Here is an 18,186-nt window from a genome sequence, read left to right as displayed (position 1 = left end):
GGGAACGGTCGGGGCCGGGCACCCTCACGGTGCCCGGCCCCGACCGTCGTGCGCGGCGGGAAGATCCCTACGCGGTCACTTCTTGTACGCGGTCACTTCTTGCGACGGCGCCCACCGGAGGCCTTCTGCGCCTTGCGGCGCTCCGCGCGGGTCATGCCGTCGCCGCCGTCGGCCGAGCCGTCCGCGTCGAACTCGCCCTCGATGACACCGCCCTCGCCGTCCACGGACGGGGCCGAGAAGTGCAGCCGGTCCGGACGCTGCGGGGCTTCCAGGCCCTTGGCCCGGATCTCCGGGCGGGCCGCCGGCTCCTTCGTCAGGGACGGCGCGTTCTGCACCGGAACCTCCTCGACCTGCTGCTCGACCTGGACCTCCAGGTTGAACAGGTAGCCGACGGACTCCTCCTTGATGCCCTCCATCATGGCGTTGAACATGTCGAAGCCCTCGCGCTGGTACTCGACCAGCGGGTCCTTCTGAGCCATCGCGCGCAGGCCGATGCCCTCCTGGAGGTAGTCCATCTCGTAGAGGTGCTCACGCCACTTGCGGTCCAGCACCGACAGCACCACGCGACGCTCCAGCTCGCGCATGATGTCGGAGCCGAGCGCCTTCTCACGGGACTCGTACTGCTCGTGGATGTCGTCCTTGACGGACTCCGCGATGAACTCGGCGGTGATCCCGACGCGGTCGCCGGCGGCCTCCTCCAGCTCGTCGACCGTGGTCTTGATCGGGTAGAGCTGCTTGAAGGCGCTCCACAGCCGGTCCAGGTCCCACTCCTCGGCGAAGCCCTCGACCGTCTCCGCCGCGATGTACGCGTCGATGGTGTCGTCCATGAAGAAGCGCACCTGCTCGTGCAGGTCCTCGCCCTCCAGGACGCGGCGGCGCTCGCCGTAGATGACCTCGCGCTGGCTGTTGAGGACCTCGTCGTACTTCAGGACGTTCTTGCGCGTCTCGAAGTTCTGGGTCTCGACCTGCGACTGGGCCGACGCGATCGCGCGCGTCACCATCTTGTTCTCGATCGGGACGTCGTCCGGGACGTTGGCCATGGCCATGACCCGCTCGACCATCTGCGCCTTGAACAGGCGCATCAGGTCGTCACCGAGCGACAGGTAGAAGCGGGACTCGCCCGGGTCGCCCTGACGGCCGGAACGACCGCGCAGCTGGTTGTCGATGCGACGCGACTCGTGCCGCTCGGTGCCGAGGACGTACAGCCCGCCGAGGGACTTGACCTCCTCGAACTCGGCCTTCACGGCCGCCTCCGCGCGCTGGAGCGCCTCGGGCAGGGCGTGCGCCCACTCCTCGATGTGCTCCTCCGGGTCGAGGCCGCGCTGGCGCAGCTCCGCCTCGGCGAGGTCGTCCGGGTTGCCGCCGAGCTTGATGTCTGTACCACGACCGGCCATGTTCGTGGCGACCGTGACCGCGCCGCGGCGGCCGGCCTGGGCGACGATCGTGGCCTCGCGGTCGTGCTGCTTGGCGTTGAGGACCTCGTGCGGGACGCCCCGCTTGGACAGCTGCTGCGAGAGGTACTCGGACTTCTCGACCGACGTCGTGCCGACGAGGATCGGCTGGCCCTTCTCGTGCTTCTCCGCGATGTCGTCGACGACGGCGGCGAACTTGGCGACCTCGGTGCGGTAGATGAGGTCGGGCTGGTCCTTGCGCTGCATCGAGCGGTTCGTCGGGATCGGGACGACGCCGAGCTTGTAGATCTGGTGGAACTCGGCGGCCTCGGTCATGGCCGTACCGGTCATGCCGGACAGCTTCGAGTAGAGGCGGAAGAAGTTCTGCAGGGTGATCGTGGCGAGGGTCTGGTTCTCGTCCTTGATGTCCACCCCTTCCTTCGCCTCGATCGCCTGGTGCATGCCCTCGTTGTAGCGGCGACCGGCCAGGATGCGGCCGGTGTGCTCGTCGACGATCATGACCTCGCCGTCGATGACGACGTAGTCCTTGTCGGCCTTGAAGAGTTCCTTGGCCTTGATCGCGTTGTTGAGGTAACCGACGAGGGGGGTGTTCACCGACTCGTACAGGTTCTCGATGCCGAGCCAGTCCTCGACCTTCGCGACACCGGCCTCGTGGATGCCGACGGTGCGCTTCTTCTCGTCGACCTCGTAGTCGCCGGTCTCCTCGATGCCCTTCAGCGGCTGGCCCGCCTCGCCCTTGGTCAGGCGGGTGACCAGCTTGGCGAAGTCGGCGTACCACTTGGTCGCCTGGTCGGCCGGGCCGGAGATGATCAGCGGGGTACGGGCCTCGTCGACGAGGATCGAGTCGACCTCGTCGACCACCGCGAAGTTGTGGCCGCGCTGGACGAGCTCCTCCTGCGACCACGCCATGTTGTCGCGGAGGTAGTCGAAGCCGAACTCGTTGTTCGTTCCGTACGTGATGTCGTGGCCGTACTGCTCGCGGCGCTGCGCCGGCGTCATGTTCGCCAGGATGCAGCCGACGTTCAGGCCGAGGAACTTGTGGACGCGGCCCATCATCTCGGAGTCGCGCTCGGCGAGGTAGTCGTTCACCGTGATCAGGTGGACGCCCTTGCCGGACAGCGCGTTCAGGTACGCGGGCAGCGTGCCGACGAGGGTCTTGCCCTCACCGGTCTTCATCTCGGCCACGTACCCGAGGTGCAGCGCCGCGCCGCCCATGATCTGGACGTCGTAGTGACGCTGGCCGAGGACGCGCTTCGCGGCCTCGCGGACCGTCGCGAAGGCCTCGGGAAGCAGGTCGTCCAGGCTCTCGCCGTCCTGGAAGCGCTGCTTGTACTCGTCCGTGAGCGCACGCAACTCGGCGTCGGAGAGGTTGACGAAGTCCTCTTCGATGGAGTTGACCTGGTCCGCGATGCGGTGCAGTTTGCGCAGGATCTTGCCTTCGCCTGCACGCATGAGCTTGTTGAAGACGGACACCGAGGTTTGTCTCCTTGCCGGTCGGGCCTGGGCACTGTACGTACACGGGCACGGCAGGTGGGCCCCACCGCAACGGCCATCGTAAGCGAGGACGTGGTCGCGTCGGGAGGTCCGCCGTATCAGTAGGGCACGGACGCCCGGAATGAGAACGTACGGGGACGGCCGAAGGTGCCGCACTTCACGGCAGGGCTTTGGGAAATCTGTTCGCGGCGGCACCTCCTGCGGCCGCAGAATCCGCCCATGAAGCCGATCACGCTCACCACCGGCCGTCTCGCCCTGCGCCCCTTCGTCCCCACCGACGAGGACGAGGTGTACGCCGCCGCGCAGGACCCGGACGTACAACGCTGGACGATGGTCCCCTCCCCCTACGAACGCGCCGACGCGCACCACTTCGTGAACGAGGTGGTCCCCACCGGATGGCGCGAGGACACCGCCTACTCCTTCGCCGTACGGATCGCGCCGGACGGCCCCCTGGTCGCGGCCCTGGGCCTGCACAAGCGCGAGGCGGACGCCTTCGAGATCGGTTACTGGGCGGTCAGGGAGCACCGGGGCCGGGGATTCATGACCGAGGCCGTGACGGCCGTCGCCCGCTGGGCCTTCACCGACCTGGGCGTCGTACGACTGGAGTGGCGCGCGGAGGTCGGCAACGCGGGCTCCCGGGCCGTCGCGCAGAAGGCCGGCTTCACGATGGAGGGCCTGCTGCGGGGCGCCCTGCGCAAGGGCGACACCACCCGCGACTGCTGGATCGGCTCGCTGCTGCCCGCCGACCTCGGCCTCACCCCCGCCCTCGCGCACCTCCCCGCTGTCGGTGGCCCGGCCTAGGCTGCGGCTCATGACGAGCCTGCCGCAGCCGACCCTGTCCCTGTCCGCCGACGAGGCCCGCCGCATCGCCCTGCGCGCGCAGGGCTTCCTCGGGGCGCCCGACCGCAAGGGCGGCGTCCGCGGGGTCCTGCGCCATCTGGGCGCCGTGCAGCTGGACACCATCTCGGTCCTGGCCCGCTCGCACGAGCTGATCCCGTACGCCCGCCTGGGCGCCGTCGGCCGGAGCACCGTCGAGCAGGCCTACTGGTCGCAGAGCCATGCCTTCGAGTACTGGTCGCACGCCGCCTGCATCCTGCCGATCGAGGAGTGGCCGCACTTCGCCTTCCGCCGGCGCGCCCGCCGGGCGCGCGGCCACCGCTGGCACGTCCTCCAGGACAAGGACCGCTCGACGAGGGCGGTCCTGGACCGGCTCCGCGCGGACGGGCCGCTGACGTCCACGGAGCTCGGCGGCGCCAAGAACGGCGGCGAGTGGTTCGAATGGTCCGAGACCAAGATCGCCGTGGAGTGGCTGCTCGACACCGGCGAGGTCGTCTGCGCCGAGCGGCGCGGATGGAAGCGGGTCTACGACCTGCCCGAGCGGGCCGTCCCGGACGCCCTGCTCCACGACGACCTGGACGATCACGAGTGCCTGCGGCGCCTGGTGGCCCTGGCCGGCCGCTCGTTGGGCGTCGGCACCCGCGCCGACATCGCGGACTACCACCGCCTCAGGGGCGACGAGTTCGACTCGGTCGTCGCGGAATCCGGTCTGGTCCCGGTGACGGTCGAGGGGTGGGGCAAGCCCGCGTGGGCCGACCCCGAGGCCCTGGCGTCCGTACCGCGCGGCCGGCACCGCACCACCCTGCTGTCCCCGTTCGACTCGCTGGTCTGGGACCGCCCCCGGACCGAACGGATCTTCGGGTTCACCCACCGGCTGGAGGCGTACGTCCCCAAACCGCAGCGGATCCACGGGTACTTCGCGATGCCGCTGCTGTCCGGCGGCAGGCTCCTGGGCCGCGTCGACCCGGGCCGGGAGGGCAGCACCCTGGTGGCCCGCCAGCTGTCCCTGACGTCCCCGAAGGCGGCCGGTGCGATGGCCGAGGCACTGTGGGAGGCGGCCCGGTGGGTGGGATGCGAGGAGGTCCGCGTCGACCGTGCGACGACGGCACCGGAGGCCGGGGCGGTGACGGCGGAACTCCGCGCGCGCGGCGCGTGAGCGGCCGTCCGCCTCAGCGGATCTCCAGGATCTTCTCCCGCATCGCGTAGACGACGGCTTCCATCCGGGAGTGCAGCTGGAGCTTCTCCAGGATGTTGCGGACGTGGTTCTTCACCGTGTTCTCGGAGATGAACAACTGCTTCGCGATGTCACGGTTGTTCATGCCGGTGGCCACCAACTTGAGGACCTCCAGCTCGCGGTCCGTGAGCCGGGGGGCCGGTACCAGCCGGCGCTCGTCGGTGCGCTGGATCATCGACTTGAACTCGGTGAGCAGCTTCGACGCCATGGAGGGACTGATCTGCGACTGGCCGTCCGCGACCGCGCGGATCGCCGTCGCGACCTCGTCCGTCGAGATCTCCTTGAGCAGGTATCCCGTGGCGCCCGCCTTGATGGCGTCGTAGAGGTCGGCCTCCTCGTCGCTGATCGTCAGCATGATGATCTTCGCGGAGGGGGCCACCTCCTTGATCGAGGTGCAGGCCTCGATGCCGCCGCGCCGGGGCATCCGCACGTCCATCAGGATGATGTCCGGCAGCAGGTCGGCGGCCTTGTCCACCGCCTCGGCCCCGTCCCCGGCCTCGCCGACGACCTGGATGTCCTCCTCCTGCGCGAGGACGATCTCCAGGCCGCGCCTGAACAGGGCGTGGTCGTCGACCACGAGAACCCGGATGGGCTCGCCGGCCGGGTCCGCCTCCTGACAGCTCGCGCCGTCGTCACCGCGCACCGGCCCGAAGCTGTCCGCCATCGTTCCTCCCCCTGCATGTGCTGAGCTGCTGGGCCGAACCGGCGGGATGGAGCGCCGGCTGACTGCCCGCCATGATTCCACGTCCGCACCGCCGGGCGGGGCTCCGGCGGAATTCGACTGGCTCATACACGTCCATGCAGGCGCCCCCGCGGAACGCCGGGCGTCCCGCGGGGGCGACAACCAATGCTCAGCCGCCGAGAGCACCGCCCGCGCCGGCCGCTCCCTCGTCGGAGCTGGAGGCGCCGTCGGCGTTCAGGTGGACGACGCCGTAGTCGTAGGCGTGGCGACGGTAGACGACACTGGGCATTTTGGTTTCGGAGTCAACGAACAGATAGAAGTCGTGGCCCACCAGTTCCATTTCGTACAGGGCCTGGTCGAGCGACATGGGTCCGGCGGAGTGGGTCTTCTCGCGGACGATGAGCGGTCCTTCGCCCTGGACCTCCAGGGATCCGATCCGGGTGGTCGGGATCCCGTCCGTCGTCTCCTCGCCGACCGGCTCGCCGTTGGCGTTGAGCGACGCGACCCCCGGGACCACGTCGGCGACCTCCGCCGCCGAGATCCGGCCGTTGCCGCGGCGCGTGTAGCGCTTGTCGTGCTGCTTGCGCAGCCGGGCCTCCAGCTTGTCCTGAGCCAGGTCGAGCGCCGCGTACGGGTCGGCTGCGGCGGCCTCGGCACGAATCACCGGGCCCCGCGAACGCAGGGTGATCTCCACGCGGTCGGAACGGTCGGCCTGACGCGGGTTGTGCTCCTTGGACACCTCGACGTCCAAGCTGATCACCTTGGCGTCGAGCTTCTGGATCCGCTCCGGATTCAGCTTCTCGGCCACGTGCTTGCGGAACCGCTCGGGCACCTCGGTCTTGCGGCCCTTGACGACGATGTCCACGCAGAACTCCGTTCCCGGAGAGCCCCGCCTCGTGCGGCGAAGCGTCTCCCTTTCGCACCAGACTCCGGTGAACACCGGAGTCTCGGACTTGGCGACTTTCACCTCCTCCTCCCCCATCGGCAAGATCTACATCCCACCGACTTCGGAGTAGAGAGACACACCCTCTTCACGAAGATTCCAAACGGGCGGACTGGTGCTCCGGTACCTGGGGCCCAAGGATCGCCAGTTCCTCACAACCGAACATATCTCTCAATGCCGGTTGTCGGCACCCGCTACCGGAACATACCTCCGTTCAGGTGGCTGTTCCCTCTTACTACCTGCAACGTTGCGCATTCCCCAGCAGTTCCAAATCTATTCGCTGGTTTTTTGCTCTGTTCGGGTTCCCGGCCGGTTCCGGTCGAATGAGTCCGCAGGCGCCGCCACCACCGCGGCCGCCTCCACCCGCAGTCCGGCCTCCCTCAAGGCCCGGGCCGCCTCCGCCAGCGTGGCCCCGGTGGTGACCACGTCGTCCACCAGCACGATCCGGACCCCGTCCAACAGCCGGGCGCAGCCCCGGCGGACCTCCAGGGCCCCCGAGAGGTTCTCCAGCCGCTGCCGGGCCCCCAGCCCCGCCTGGTCCTCGACCCGTCTGCGCTGGCGCAGTACGGATGCCACGCGGGCGGCCGTACCGGCCCGCCGCAGCCGCGCCGAGGCGGCCAGCGCGATCCTGCGCGCCGGGTCGTGACCGCGCGCCCGGACGGCGCGCGCCGCCGACGGGACCGGGACCAGGGCCACCTCCCCCGGCCGGTACTCGCCGGAGCGGAGCACCGCGGCCGCCAGGGCGCCGCCCAACGGCCCTGCCAGCGGGAGCGCCCCGCGTTCCTTGTGGGCGAGTACGACCGCCCGTACGACTCCCTCGTAGCGCGCGGCCGCGTGCACCGCGGGCAGCCCGACCGGCCCCGTGGACCCCACGGTCGCGGGCCGCCGTGTCCCGGGGCGCACCGGGGCCGCCCCGGACCCGCTCAGGGCGCTCCGGCAGTCCGCGCACAGCGGCGCCCGCGGCGCACCGCAGCCCGCGCAGTCCGCCGGGAGCACCAACCCGGAGATCTCCTGCCACCAACCCCGCACGGCCGCACCCCCGCGTTCCACTGTGGCGGGAGCGCGCCGCGCCCGCCACCCCTGTGGAAAACCCCGGGGGCCGGGGCCTCGGCGGAACCGCGGACCGAGGCGCGGCGGGGCCCCGCGGGCCAACGTCCGCCGTCGGCCCCGGTACGCCGTCAGCCCGGGTACACCGGGGCCTGGCCGCCCGCCGCCACCGTGCGCCACTGCGCGCCCGGCGGCAGCCACACGATGCCGTCCTCGCCCGAGTAGGCCAGCACCGGCCGGGACTCGTCCTCGGCGGCGGCGATCGCGGTCAGCCCGGTCGCCCCGGGCAGGCTCGCCGCGACCATCGAGCCGTCCGCCAGCATGTACCGGGCCTGGTCGACGCCGCCGCTCTCCCGGCCCACCACCAGCAGCCGGCCTCGCGGCGCCCAGCTCATCGCCGTCACCTCGGCCATCTGCGGGGCCGCCGGTCGCAGCTCGCGCACCGAGACCCGCGAGGTGTCGCCGTTGCCCTCGGGCCGTTCGATCCGCCCGGTGAACAGGTTCTTGCGACCGCCCTCCTTCTCGACGAGCAGCGCGAGGCGCACCCCGTCGGAGGAGGCCTTCAGCCCGGTGATCCGTCCGTCCAGTCCGGCGACGTCCACCTTCTGCGGGGTGCCGGTGCCGCCGGGGATCCGCCACAGGCCCTGGGCCTGCGGGTCGAGGTCCGCGACCCACAGGTCGCCGTGGGCGTCCCAGCTGGGTGCGGTCAGCTTGCCGCTCTTGCTGTTCAGCAGGGGCTGCGGCATCGGGCCGGCCGTCGTCAGCGTGACCACGTACAGGTCGCGCCCGTCCAGGGAGACGACCGCGGCGCGCTTCTCGTCGTAGGTGACGGCCGCCGAACCCACCTTGAATCCGGCGGCGGTTGCCAGCGGACCGGGCGCCGGCTCGGCCTTGTCCTGCTGCTCCTCGGCGTTGACGCTGAGGAACATCCGGACCAGCCTGAAGTCCTTGTCCACGTAGTACTGGTGCTCGGGTGACGGGGTCGGGCTGACGAACGCGGCGGCGGAGGCCGCGGTCACCGCGCACAGCAGCGACTTGCCGTCGGGCCGCAGCAGTTCGACGCGGTCGAGTCGGGATCCCGTCAGGTCCCGGACGGTGTAGAGGAGTTGGGTGGCCATCTTCTGGCATTGCGGCTGTGCGACGTTGGCGCCGTTGCGGTTGAGGGGCACGCGCAGGGTGTTCTGCCCGTCGTAGGAGAGGGACTTGGTGCCCTCGCGCAGTTCGGTGCCGGTCGGAAAGCTGGTGGAGACGACCGGGCCGAGCCACTTGGAGGGGCCCGCGAGCAGGGACTGGACGGTCTGCGTGGTCGGGTCCATGCGGGATTCGGGGTCGCTGCGCTGGCGGACGTACACCGGGTCGGCGACGAGCGAGTTCCCCGCGAAGTAGTACTTGTTGACCGGCTTGTAGATGCGCTGGAAGTCGGACTCGCTGAGCACGAGGTTGCTGGGCGGGGTCGCGATCCGCCACTGCTTGTCGACCTGGACGAGCTGGAGGTACTCCTCGTAGCGGCCCCCGCCGGTCTCCGGCTGGTAGGCGCTGCGTTCGTCGACGGTCGCCAACTTCTTGCCGGTGACCTTCCAGCGGGGCCCGTCCGGGTCCTTCTCGCCCTGGACGGGGAGCCGGTCGAGGCCCGCGGACAGGACGGTGACCGCCGAGCCGGGCCTCCATTCCTTCGCCGCGTCCGGGGTGAGGTACTTGCGCGCGGTCTCCAGCTGCGGGTCGTCGCTGGTCATGGCTTCGAGGAAGCCCTCGACGATGTCCGCGGGGCTCGCCTTGTCGGCGGGCGGTACGCCGAACACCCGCACCTGGGAGTCGACGCCCTGCGAGGCCTCGACGGGGCGGATCTCGCCGCGGGTCGGCATGGACGCGCAGCCCGACACCAGTACTGCGACCGCGCCGAGTGCGAGGAGCGTCGTCGCCGCCTTCGACCGCCCGACCTCCGCGCGTCGCGGCCCGCGCTCAGCGTCCACCGGTTCCGTCCTCCTGTGCTGTGGGCTGGTCGGCGGGCCTGGCGACGACCCGGGAGCCGCTGCCCGGCAGCGCCGTCGGGTCCGCGGGGACCGGCGGGGCCGTGGCGACGGCCGGGCGCGGCGGTATCGGCGAGCGGTCGGGGCGCTCGGAGCGTTCGGTCGGGCGGCCCGCGGCGCCGGGGCCGCGGCCGGCTGCCTCGGCGGCGGCGCGGGCCCGGTTGCCGCGCGAGTCCTCGGGCTCCAGCGGGATCGGGGATCCGCGCAGGGGCTCGTCGGCGGTGCGGGGCAGGGTCAGCCGGAACTGGGAGCCGCCGCCGGGTTCGCCCCAGGCCTGGAGCCAGCCGCCGTGCAGGCGGGCGTCCTCGACGGCGATGGACAGGCCGAGGCCCGTTCCGCCGGTCGTACGGGCCCGAGCCGGGTCGGCGCGCCAGAAGCGGTTGAAGACCCGGGTGGCCTCGCCGGGCTTGAGGCCGACGCCGTAGTCCCGGACGGCGACGGCGACGGCCCCGCCCGCGGACGCGAGCCGGACCACGACGTCGCGGCCCTCGCCGTGCTCCACCGCGTTGACGACGAGGTTTCGCAGCACCCGCTCGACGCGTCGGGCGTCGGCCTCGGCGATGACGGGCTGGGTGTCGCCGAGGACGCGGATCCGGGTGCCCTTGTGCTCGGCGAGCGGTTCCGCCCCGTCGATGACGCGCCGCACGACGTCCCTCAGGTCGATGGGTTCGGCCTCCAGGGCGGCCGCGCCCGCGTCGAAGCGGCTGATCTCCAGCAGGTCGGCGAGCAGCGACTCGAAGCGGTCGAGTTGCCCGGCGAGGAGTTCGGCGGAGCGGGCGGTGACGGGGTCGAAGTCGACCCGGGCGTCGTGGATGACGTCGGCGGCCATCCGTACGGTCGTGAGCGGGGTGCGCAGTTCGTGCGAGACGTCGGAGACGAAGCGGCGCTGCATCCGCGAGAGGTCCTCCAGCTGTTGGATCTTGTTCTGGAGGTTCTGGGCCATCTTGTTGAAGGCCTCGCCGAGGCGGGCGATGTCGTCCTCGCCGGTGACCTTCATCCGTTCCTGGAGCCGCCCGGCGGACAGCCGCTCGGCGATCCCGGCGGCCATCCGGACCGGGGTGACGACCTGGCGCACGACGAGCCAGGCGATGGCGCTGAGCAGGACGACGACGAACAGGCCGGCGGTCGCGATGGTGCTCTTGACCAGGTTGAGGGACTCCTCCTCCTGGGTGAGCGGGAAGAGGTAGTACAGGTCGTAGGGGGAGCCGTTGATGTCGGTGAGCTGTTTGCCGACGACCAGCGCGGGCTCGGGTGCCTTGTCGCCGACCCCGGCGGTGTACCGGATCTCGGAGAAGGTCTTGAAGGTGCCGGTGGCGTTGTTGACGGCGCGGCGCAGCTCGACCGGGACGCTGGCGGTCGGGTCGACGTTGCCGGATGCGCGGGCGCCCTTGACGCCCTGGGCTCCGGACGCCTGCTCCCCGGAGCCGAGCGCGGCGACCTCGAAGGCGGTCTGGCCGCCACTGGCGAGCTGTTTGACGAGCGAGTTCATCCAGGTGCTGGCATCCCGGCCGACCTTGTTGTCGGTGGCGTCGGGCCCGTCGACCGACAGGGGGGTGTTCGCCTTCTCCTGTGCGACCGCGAAGCCGCCGGCGGCCTGGCTCTGCGCGGCCTCCTCCTTGGCGTCAAGGAGGCCCTTGCTGACCTGCGCGACGACGACGAAGCCGAGGGCGAGGACCACGGCGAGCGACATGAGCAGCGTCGCGACGACCACCCGGAGCTGGATGTTGCGCCGCCAGAGCCGGACAGCCGGAAGCAGCGGCCGGCGTACGAAGCGTACGAACAGCCGCAGCACGGGGCCGCCGGCCGCTCCGTCCGTCATCCGGCGGAGGTGCCGGCCCCACGGGGCTCCCCATCGGGAGCCGCCACGGGGCTTGCCGGGCTGCACGTCAGCTCGGTCCGGCCTTGTAGCCGACACCGCGCACCGTCACGACGATCTCGGGGCGCTCCGGGTCCTTCTCGACCTTCGAGCGCAGGCGCTGTACGTGCACGTTGACCAGGCGGGTGTCGGCGGCGTGCCGGTAGCCCCAGACCTGCTCCAGCAGCACCTCGCGGGTGAAGACCTGCCAGGGCTTGCGGGCGAGGGCGACCAGCAGGTCGAACTCCAGCGGGGTCAGTGCGATGGAGGCGCCGTCGCGCTTGACCGAGTGCCCGGCCACGTCGATGACGAGGTCACCGATGACCAGCTGCTCGGGCGCGGGCTCCTCCGACCGGCGCAGACGTGCCCGGATGCGGGCGACCAGCTCCTTCGGCTTGAACGGCTTGACGATGTAGTCGTCGGCCCCGGACTCCAGGCCCACGACCACGTCAACCGTGTCACTCTTGGCGGTGAGCATGACAATCGGCACGCCCGACTCGGCCCGGATCAGCCTGCACACCTCTATGCCGTCCCGTCCGGGCAGCATGAGGTCGAGCAGCACGAGGTCCGGCTTGGCCTCCCTGAAGGCAGCCAATGCCTTGTCACCGTCCGCTACGAACGACGGCTCAAAACCTTCTCCACGCAACACGATGCCGAGCATCTCGGCCAGTGCGGTGTCGTCGTCGACGACAAGGACGCGTCCCTTCATGCTTGACATCATCCCATTAGCTAATCGTTACCCGGCGGTGAGCTGTCCCACAGCCAAAAGGGCTGGAAATCGCCCCTCGGACCTGCGTGGTGAACAGGACGACCAGTCTGCCCCGGATCCGCGCGACAATTGAAGGGACGAGCTGCCCGAGATCTTGGAGGGGGACGGCCGGTCCGTCCGGCGTTCCCCCATGGCACGATGGCAGCCGACCAGCGCGCCCGCCACGGCAGGTGCACGTGAAGGAGCGACGATGAACGACTCTCCGGGCTGGGCCACGCCCGGATCCCCGTCCGACGGCGAGGGCTCCGACGGCAGCCGGCCGCCCGCAGGGCCCGCCGACACCTCCAAGTGGTCGGCCTCCCAGCCCCCGCCCGGACAGTGGTCGAGCCCGGCGGCCGGCCCGACCCCGCCCCCGCAGCCCCAGGGCCCCGGCTGGGGCCCGTACGCCCCGCAGCCGGGACAGCAGCCCGGACACGGGCCCGGCGCACCGTACGGCGGGCCGTACGGCCATCCGGGTGGCCCCGGCGGCTGGGGCGGCCCGCCCCCCGCCGCCAAGCCCGGAGTGATCCCGCTGCGGCCCCTGGGCCTGGGCGAGATCCTGGACGGCGCCGTCAGCTCCCTGCGCGCCCATTGGAAGACGGTCCTGTCCGTCAGCCTGGTCGCCGCCGTCCTGGTACAGCTCGGCCTGCTCGGCGTACAGCGCCTCATGCGCGACCGCCTCGTCGTGACGACCGAACCCACGACCCCCGGCGAACTCGCCGACACCATGGGCGACACCCTGCTCGCCGCCTACGCCAACTACTACCTCCAGCTCCTCGGCCTGCTCCTGGTCACCGGACTGCTCGCCGGCGTCGTCAGCAACGCCGTCCTCGGCCGCAGCTCCACCGTCGCCGCCCACCTGCGCGGCGTGCGCCCCCTCGTCCCGCGCATGCTCGGCCTCACCGGCCTGCTGTTCCTCGGCGCCCTCGCGGCCGGCCTCGTACCCGTACTCCCCGGCCTGCTGACCGGCAACGGCGTTGTGGCGGCCCTCGGCGCCCCCGTCGGCATCGTGCTGCTGGCCTGGTTCTACGTCACCTTCGTCCTCGCGCCGCCCGCCCTGATGATGGAACGCGGCAAGGTCGGCGACGCGCTGAAGCGTTCCGCCAAGCTGGTCAAGGGCTCGTGGTGGCGGATCTTCGGCATCAGCGCCCTGACCTGGGCCATCACCTGGATCACCTCCATGATCATCGCGATCCCCTTCGCGGCGATCGCCGTGTTCGTGTCGCCCGGCGGCCTCAGCGACATCCTCGACGGCACCTCCGCCCAGTCCTGGACCTTCCTGCTGGTCACCGCGATCGGCGGACTCATCTCCCTCACCGTCACCGTCCCCATGCAGACGGGCGTCACCAGCCTCCTCTACATCGACCAGCGCATCCGCCGCGAGGCCCTCGACCTGGAACTCGCCCGCGCCGCCGGCGTCCACGACCAGGTCACGGTCCCCCCGCAGCCCGGCGGCGCCGGACCTGCCTCGGGAGGCTGACCGACGATGGGAACGGGGGGACTCATCGTCACCGGCGCCGCGGCCCTGCTGCCCGGCGCCGAAACACCACCACTGACGACACCGCGCGACGCCGCCCGCGAGGCGGCCGAACGCGAGCTGGCGAAACGCGCCTACCACCAGGACGACCCCGGCCTCTTCGAACGCGGCCTGGAACGCCTCTGGGACTGGATCGGCGGCCTCTTCGACGGCGCCTCCTCCGCCACCCCCGGCGGCGGCTTCGGCCTCCTCGCCGTCGCCCTCCTGGTCGTCCTGGCCGTAGCCGCCCTCTGGTGGCGCCTCGGCACCCCCCGCCGGACACCCGGCACCACCGGCGACCTCTTCGACGGCGGCCTGCGCAGCGCCGCCGACCACCGCGCGACGGCCGACGCCCACGCCGCCGCCGGCCGCTGGACCGAAGCCGTCCAGGAACGCATGCGCGCCCTCGTCCGGTCCCTGGAGGAACGCACCCTCCTCGACCCCCGCCCCGGCCGCACCGCCGACGAGGCCGCCGCCGAAGCCGCCGTGTCCCTGCCCGCCCACACCGGCGACCTCCGCGCGGCCGCCCGCACCTTCGACGACGTCACCTACGGCGGCCGCACCGCCGACGCCGACACCTACGCCCGCCTGCGCGCCCTCGACCTCACCCTGGAGCGCACCAAGCCGCTCCTGACGGGACCCACCGCATGACCGGCCCCACCGAGCCCGCGGCCCCGCCCGCCGAGGCCACCGAGCCCACCCGCCCGGGAACCCGCGCCGGCACCTCCACCGCGCTCACCCGCGCCCAGATCTGGACGCGGGGCCGCGGCTTCCTCCTCGCCCTCGGCATCCTGGTGGCCGGCGCCGTCCTCCTGGCCGGCCTGCAGACCGGGGACCACCACGGCCGCCTCGACCCCCGCTCGGCCGACCCCTCGGGCAGCCGGGCCGTCGCCCAGCTCCTCCAGGAACGCGGCGTCACCACCCGCGTCGTCACCAACGCCGCCGACGCCGCGGCCGCGACGGGACCCGACACCACCCTCCTGATCACCGACCCGGACCTGCTCGGCCCGTCCCAGCGCCGCACCGTCCGCTCCGCCATCGACCTCTCCGGCGGCCGCACCGTCCTGATCTCCCCCGACGACGCCGTCCCCGAACTGGCCCCCTCCGCCCGCACCGCGGGCCGCGCCTACCGGGACGAACTCGACGCGGCCTGCACCCTGCCCGCCGCCGTCACCGCGGGCCCCGCCACCACCGGCGGCGACCTCCGCTACTCCGCGGACCGGCCCGGAGCCACGGCCTGCTACCCCTACGACGGCGATCCCACCCTCCTCGTCCTGCCAGGCACCACCAAGGGCGGCGACACCGTCCTCCTCGGCTCGGACTCGATCCTGCGCAACGAACACCTCGCCGAGCAGGGCAACGCCTCCCTCGCCCTCCAACTCCTCGGCTCCCGCGCGGACCTCGTCTGGTACCTGCCGACCCTGTCCGACATGACGGACTCCCCCGACGGCGCCGAGGACCGGAGCCTCCTCGACCTCGTCCCGGCCGGCTGGCACTGGGCCCTGCTCCAACTGTTCCTCGCCGCCGTCCTCGCCGCCCTCTGGCGCGCCCGCCGACTCGGCCCCCTCGTCACCGAGAGGCTGCCCGTCGCCATCCGCGCCTCCGAGGCCACCGAAGGCCTCGCCCGCCTCTACCGCAAGGCCGACGCCCGCGACCGCGCCGCCACCGTGCTGCGCGCCGCCACCCGCGAACGCCTCGCCGCCCTGGTCGGCGTGGCGTCCGCCCAGGCCCACGACCCGCTCTCCCTGGTCCCCGCCGTGTCCGCCCGCCTCGGCGACGGCACCCGCGACGTGACCACCCTCCTCTTCGGCACCACCCCCGCCGACGACGCGGCACTCGTCGCGCTCGCCGACCACCTCGACGCCCTCGAAAGAGAGGTCCGCACTTCATGACGGCCACCACGGACAGCGCCCGCACCTCGCTGGAAGCGCTCCGCACCGAGATCGCCAAGGCCGTGGTCGGCCAGGACTCCGCCGTCACCGGTCTGGTCGTCGCCCTCCTGTGCCGCGGCCACGTCCTCCTCGAAGGCGTCCCCGGCGTCGCGAAGACCCTCCTCGTCCGCGCCCTCGCCGCGTCCCTCGAACTCGACACGAAGCGCGTCCAGTTCACCCCGGACCTGATGCCCAGCGATGTCACCGGCTCCCTCGTCTACGACGCCCGCACCGCCGAGTTCTCCTTCCAGGACGGCCCGGTCTTCACGAACCTCCTGCTCGCCGACGAGATCAACCGCACGCCCCCCAAGACCCAGTCCTCGCTCCTCGAAGCGATGGAGGAACGCCAGGTCACCGTCGACGGCGTCCCCCGAAAGCTCCCCGAACCCTTCCTCGTCGCCGCCACCATGAACCCGGTCGAGTACGAGGGCACCTACCCCCTGCCCGAGGCCCAGCTCGACCGCTTCCTCCTCAAGCTCACCGTGCCGCTCCCCTCCCGCGAGGACGAGATCGGCGTACTGACCCGGCACGCCGCCGGCTTCGACCCCCGTGACCTCGCCGCCGCGGGCATCCGCCCCGTCGCCGGCCCGAAGGAACTCGAAGCCGCCCGCGAGGCCGTCACCCACGTCACCGTCTCCCCCGAGATCACCGGCTACGTCGTGGACATCTGCCGCGCCACCCGCGAATCGCCGTCCCTCACCCTCGGCGTCTCCCCGCGCGGCGCGACCGCCCTGCTGGCCACGGCCCGCGCCTGGGCCTGGCTCGTCGGCCGTGACTACGTCACCCCCGACGACGTGAAGGCCCTCGCCCTGCCCACCCTGCGCCACCGCGTCCAACTGCGCCCGGAGGCCGAGATGGAGGGCGTCAAGGCCGACGCCGTCATCACGGCGATCCTCACCCACGTCCCCGTCCCGCGCTGATGGCCCTCACCGGACGCGCCGCCCTCCTGGCGGCCCTCGGCTCGCTCCCCGTCGGCATCCTCGAACCGAGCTGGACGGGCATCCTCGCCGTCAACGGCGGCCTGGCCCTGGCCTGCGCCGTCGACTGCGCCCTCGCGGCGCCCGTCCGCAGCCTGCGCCTCACCCGCTCCGGCGACACCTCGGTCCGCCTCGGCGAGAACGCCGACGTCCACCTCACCCTCACCAACCCGGGCCGCCGCACGCTCCGCGCCCGCCTCCGCGACGCCTGGCCCCCCAGCGGTTGGCAGCCCGGCACCGAGGGCCGCGCCTCCCGCCACGCGCTGACCGTCCCCGCCGGGGAACGCCGCCGCATGACCACCCGCCTGCTGCCCACCCGGCGCGGCGACCTCCGGGCCGACCGCGTCACGATCCGCTCGTACGGTCCGCTGGGCCTGATGTCCCGTCAGGGCACCCACGTCGTCCCGTGGACGGTCCGTGTCCTGCCCCCCTTCGCGAGCCGCAAGCACCTCCCGTCCCGCTTGGCCCGCCTGCGCGAACTGGACGGCCGTACGAGCGTCCTGACGCGCGGCGAGGGCACCGAGTTCGACAGCCTCCGCGACTACGTGCCGGGGGACGACACCCGATCCATCGACTGGCGCGCCACCGCCCGCCAGAACAAGGTCGCCGTGCGCACCTGGCGCCCCGAACGCGACCGGCACATCCTGATCTGCCTCGACACCGGCCGGACCGCCGCGGGCCGTGTCGGCGACGCCCCGCGCCTGGACTCCGCCATGGACGCGGCCCTGCTCCTCACCGCCCTGGCCACCCGCGCCGGCGACCGCGTGGACCTGTTGGCCCACGACCGCCGTCTCCGCGCCCAGGTCCAGGGCCGCTCCGCGAACGACACCCTGCCCGCGTTCGTCAACGCCATGGCCCCCCTCGAAGCGGAACTCGTCGAGACGGACTCCCGCACGCTGGTGTCCACGATCCTGCGCAGCGCCCCGCGCCGCTCCTTGATCGTCCTCCTGACCAGCCTGGACGCGGCCCCGATCGAAGAGGGCCTGCTCCCCCTGCTCCCCAGCCTGACCCAGCGCCACACGGTCGTCCTGGCCTCGGTGGCCGACCCGCACGTGGCCGACATGACCCGCGCCCGCGGCACCATCGACGCCGTGTACGAAGCCGCCGCGGGCACCCAGTCCCAGGCGGCACGCCACCGCACGGCCGACCAACTGACCCGCCACGGCGTCCACGTCGTCGACGCGACCCCGGAGACCCTCGCCCCGGCCCTGGCCGACGCCTACCTCTCCCTCAAGGCCGCCGGCCGCCTCTAGACCGCGTCGCGCACGACGCGGCGTCGCTGGGGTGCGCCGGCCTGAATTCCGATGGTCCCGGATCGGACGCAGGCAGATCCGGGACCGATGAGCCGCGACCACATTCCCGAATGCCCGCAGACTCCAAATACCCCGTGAACGCAGAAAAGCCCCGTACCGGTATCCCGGTACGGGGCTTTCCACAATGATTGTTCGGCGGCGTCCTACTCTCCCACAGGGTCCCCCCTGCA

The 18,186-nt window shown here is 72.1% G+C and carries 14 protein-coding genes; 7 read left to right on the top strand and 7 right to left on the bottom strand.

Going from position 1 to position 18,186, the window contains the following annotated elements:
• Positions 1-92 precede the first annotated feature (92 nt).
• Complete coding sequence (gene secA, locus ACZ58N_RS07340) at positions 93-2,885, bottom strand: preprotein translocase subunit SecA (protein ID WP_471156650.1); 2,793 nt, start codon at positions 2,883-2,885, stop codon at positions 93-95.
• Positions 2,886-3,125: 240 nt separating this feature from the next.
• Here secA and ACZ58N_RS07335 point away from each other — a divergent pair, with 240 nt between their 5' ends.
• Together ACZ58N_RS07335 and ACZ58N_RS07330 are read left to right on the top strand one after the other, a co-directional pair.
• Positions 3,126-3,707, top strand: a complete 582-nt coding sequence (locus tag ACZ58N_RS07335) for a GNAT family N-acetyltransferase (RefSeq protein ID WP_471156647.1) — start codon at positions 3,126-3,128, stop codon at positions 3,705-3,707.
• 10 nt (positions 3,708-3,717) lie between these two features.
• Positions 3,718-4,899: a winged helix-turn-helix domain-containing protein gene (locus tag ACZ58N_RS07330; protein WP_471156645.1), complete on the top strand. Its 1,182-nt coding sequence runs from the start codon at positions 3,718-3,720 to the stop codon at positions 4,897-4,899.
• A 13-nt stretch (positions 4,900-4,912) separates the two neighbouring features.
• Here the strand turns inward: ACZ58N_RS07330 and ACZ58N_RS07325 are convergent, their stop codons facing one another.
• The 6 genes from ACZ58N_RS07325 to mtrA form a co-directional block, all read right to left on the bottom strand.
• The gene (locus tag ACZ58N_RS07325; RefSeq protein WP_389711577.1) at positions 4,913-5,641 is read right to left on the bottom strand and encodes a response regulator; all 729 of its coding nucleotides are present in this window, start codon (positions 5,639-5,641) and stop codon (positions 4,913-4,915) included.
• A gap of 187 nt (positions 5,642-5,828) precedes the next feature.
• Positions 5,829-6,524, bottom strand: a complete 696-nt coding sequence (hpf, locus tag ACZ58N_RS07320) for a ribosome hibernation-promoting factor, HPF/YfiA family (RefSeq protein ID WP_471156642.1) — start codon at positions 6,522-6,524, stop codon at positions 5,829-5,831.
• A gap of 351 nt (positions 6,525-6,875) precedes the next feature.
• A complete protein-coding gene (locus tag ACZ58N_RS07315) occupies positions 6,876-7,631 on the bottom strand; it encodes a ComF family protein (RefSeq protein WP_471156640.1) in 756 nt (251 codons plus the stop codon).
• Positions 7,632-7,780: 149 nt separating this feature from the next.
• Positions 7,781-9,619 carry an LpqB family beta-propeller domain-containing protein gene (locus ACZ58N_RS07310; RefSeq protein ID WP_471156638.1) on the bottom strand — a complete coding sequence of 613 codons (1,839 nt, stop codon included), beginning with the start codon at positions 9,617-9,619 and terminating at the stop codon, positions 7,781-7,783.
• A complete protein-coding gene (mtrB, locus tag ACZ58N_RS07305) occupies positions 9,609-11,468 on the bottom strand; it encodes an MtrAB system histidine kinase MtrB (protein WP_471157536.1) in 1,860 nt (619 codons plus the stop codon). Before mtrB ends, ACZ58N_RS07310 begins: the two co-directional genes overlap by 11 nt.
• 94 nt (positions 11,469-11,562) lie before the next feature.
• Complete coding sequence (gene mtrA / locus ACZ58N_RS07300; RefSeq protein WP_323188307.1) at positions 11,563-12,252, bottom strand: two-component system response regulator MtrA; 690 nt, start codon at positions 12,250-12,252, stop codon at positions 11,563-11,565.
• Between the two features lie 238 nt (positions 12,253-12,490).
• Between mtrA and ACZ58N_RS07295 the strand changes: the two genes are divergently transcribed.
• The 5 genes from ACZ58N_RS07295 to ACZ58N_RS07275 are packed head-to-tail and all read left to right on the top strand — an operon-like array spanning position 12,491 to position 17,956.
• Positions 12,491-13,759 (top strand): hypothetical protein, encoded by a 1,269-nt coding sequence (locus ACZ58N_RS07295; protein WP_471156636.1) that lies wholly within the window; start codon positions 12,491-12,493, stop codon positions 13,757-13,759.
• A 6-nt stretch (positions 13,760-13,765) separates the two neighbouring features.
• Entirely contained in the window at positions 13,766-14,446 is a 681-nt protein-coding gene (locus ACZ58N_RS07290) for a DUF4129 domain-containing protein (RefSeq protein WP_471156634.1), read from the top strand.
• Positions 14,443-15,687, top strand: coding sequence for a DUF4350 domain-containing protein (locus tag ACZ58N_RS07285; RefSeq protein WP_471156631.1), 1,245 nt, complete (start codon positions 14,443-14,445; stop codon positions 15,685-15,687). Before ACZ58N_RS07290 ends, ACZ58N_RS07285 begins: the two co-directional genes overlap by 4 nt.
• Complete coding sequence (locus tag ACZ58N_RS07280) at positions 15,684-16,646, top strand: AAA family ATPase (protein WP_471156628.1); 963 nt, start codon at positions 15,684-15,686, stop codon at positions 16,644-16,646. Before ACZ58N_RS07285 ends, ACZ58N_RS07280 begins: the two co-directional genes overlap by 4 nt.
• The gene (locus tag ACZ58N_RS07275; protein ID WP_471156626.1) at positions 16,646-17,956 is read left to right on the top strand and encodes a DUF58 domain-containing protein; all 1,311 of its coding nucleotides are present in this window, start codon (positions 16,646-16,648) and stop codon (positions 17,954-17,956) included. Before ACZ58N_RS07280 ends, ACZ58N_RS07275 begins: the two co-directional genes overlap by 1 nt.
• The last annotated feature ends 230 nt before the right edge of the window (positions 17,957-18,186 follow it).

It is taken from the genome of Streptomyces sp. NPDC040432, from assembly GCF_055595445.1.
This window is presented reverse-complemented; position numbering and strand designations above follow the sequence as displayed.

Bases quoted from the DNA above. Each gene is read 5' to 3' on its own strand.
- ACZ58N_RS07275 (WP_471156626.1), top strand. From the start codon at position 16,646: ATGGCCCTCACCGGACGCGCCGCCCTCCTGGCGGCCCTCGGCTCGCTC.
- ACZ58N_RS07290 (WP_471156634.1), top strand. From the start codon at position 13,766: ATGGGAACGGGGGGACTCATCGTCACCGGCGCCGCGGCCCTGCTGCCC.
- ACZ58N_RS07335 (WP_471156647.1), top strand. From the start codon at position 3,126: ATGAAGCCGATCACGCTCACCACCGGCCGTCTCGCCCTGCGCCCCTTC.
- mtrA (WP_323188307.1), bottom strand. From the start codon at position 12,252: ATGATGTCAAGCATGAAGGGACGCGTCCTTGTCGTCGACGACGACACC.
- ACZ58N_RS07295 (WP_471156636.1), top strand. From the start codon at position 12,491: ATGAACGACTCTCCGGGCTGGGCCACGCCCGGATCCCCGTCCGACGGC.
- ACZ58N_RS07285 (WP_471156631.1), top strand. From the start codon at position 14,443: ATGACCGGCCCCACCGAGCCCGCGGCCCCGCCCGCCGAGGCCACCGAG.
- ACZ58N_RS07325 (WP_389711577.1), bottom strand. From the start codon at position 5,641: ATGGCGGACAGCTTCGGGCCGGTGCGCGGTGACGACGGCGCGAGCTGT.
- ACZ58N_RS07280 (WP_471156628.1), top strand. From the start codon at position 15,684: ATGACGGCCACCACGGACAGCGCCCGCACCTCGCTGGAAGCGCTCCGC.
- ACZ58N_RS07330 (WP_471156645.1), top strand. From the start codon at position 3,718: ATGACGAGCCTGCCGCAGCCGACCCTGTCCCTGTCCGCCGACGAGGCC.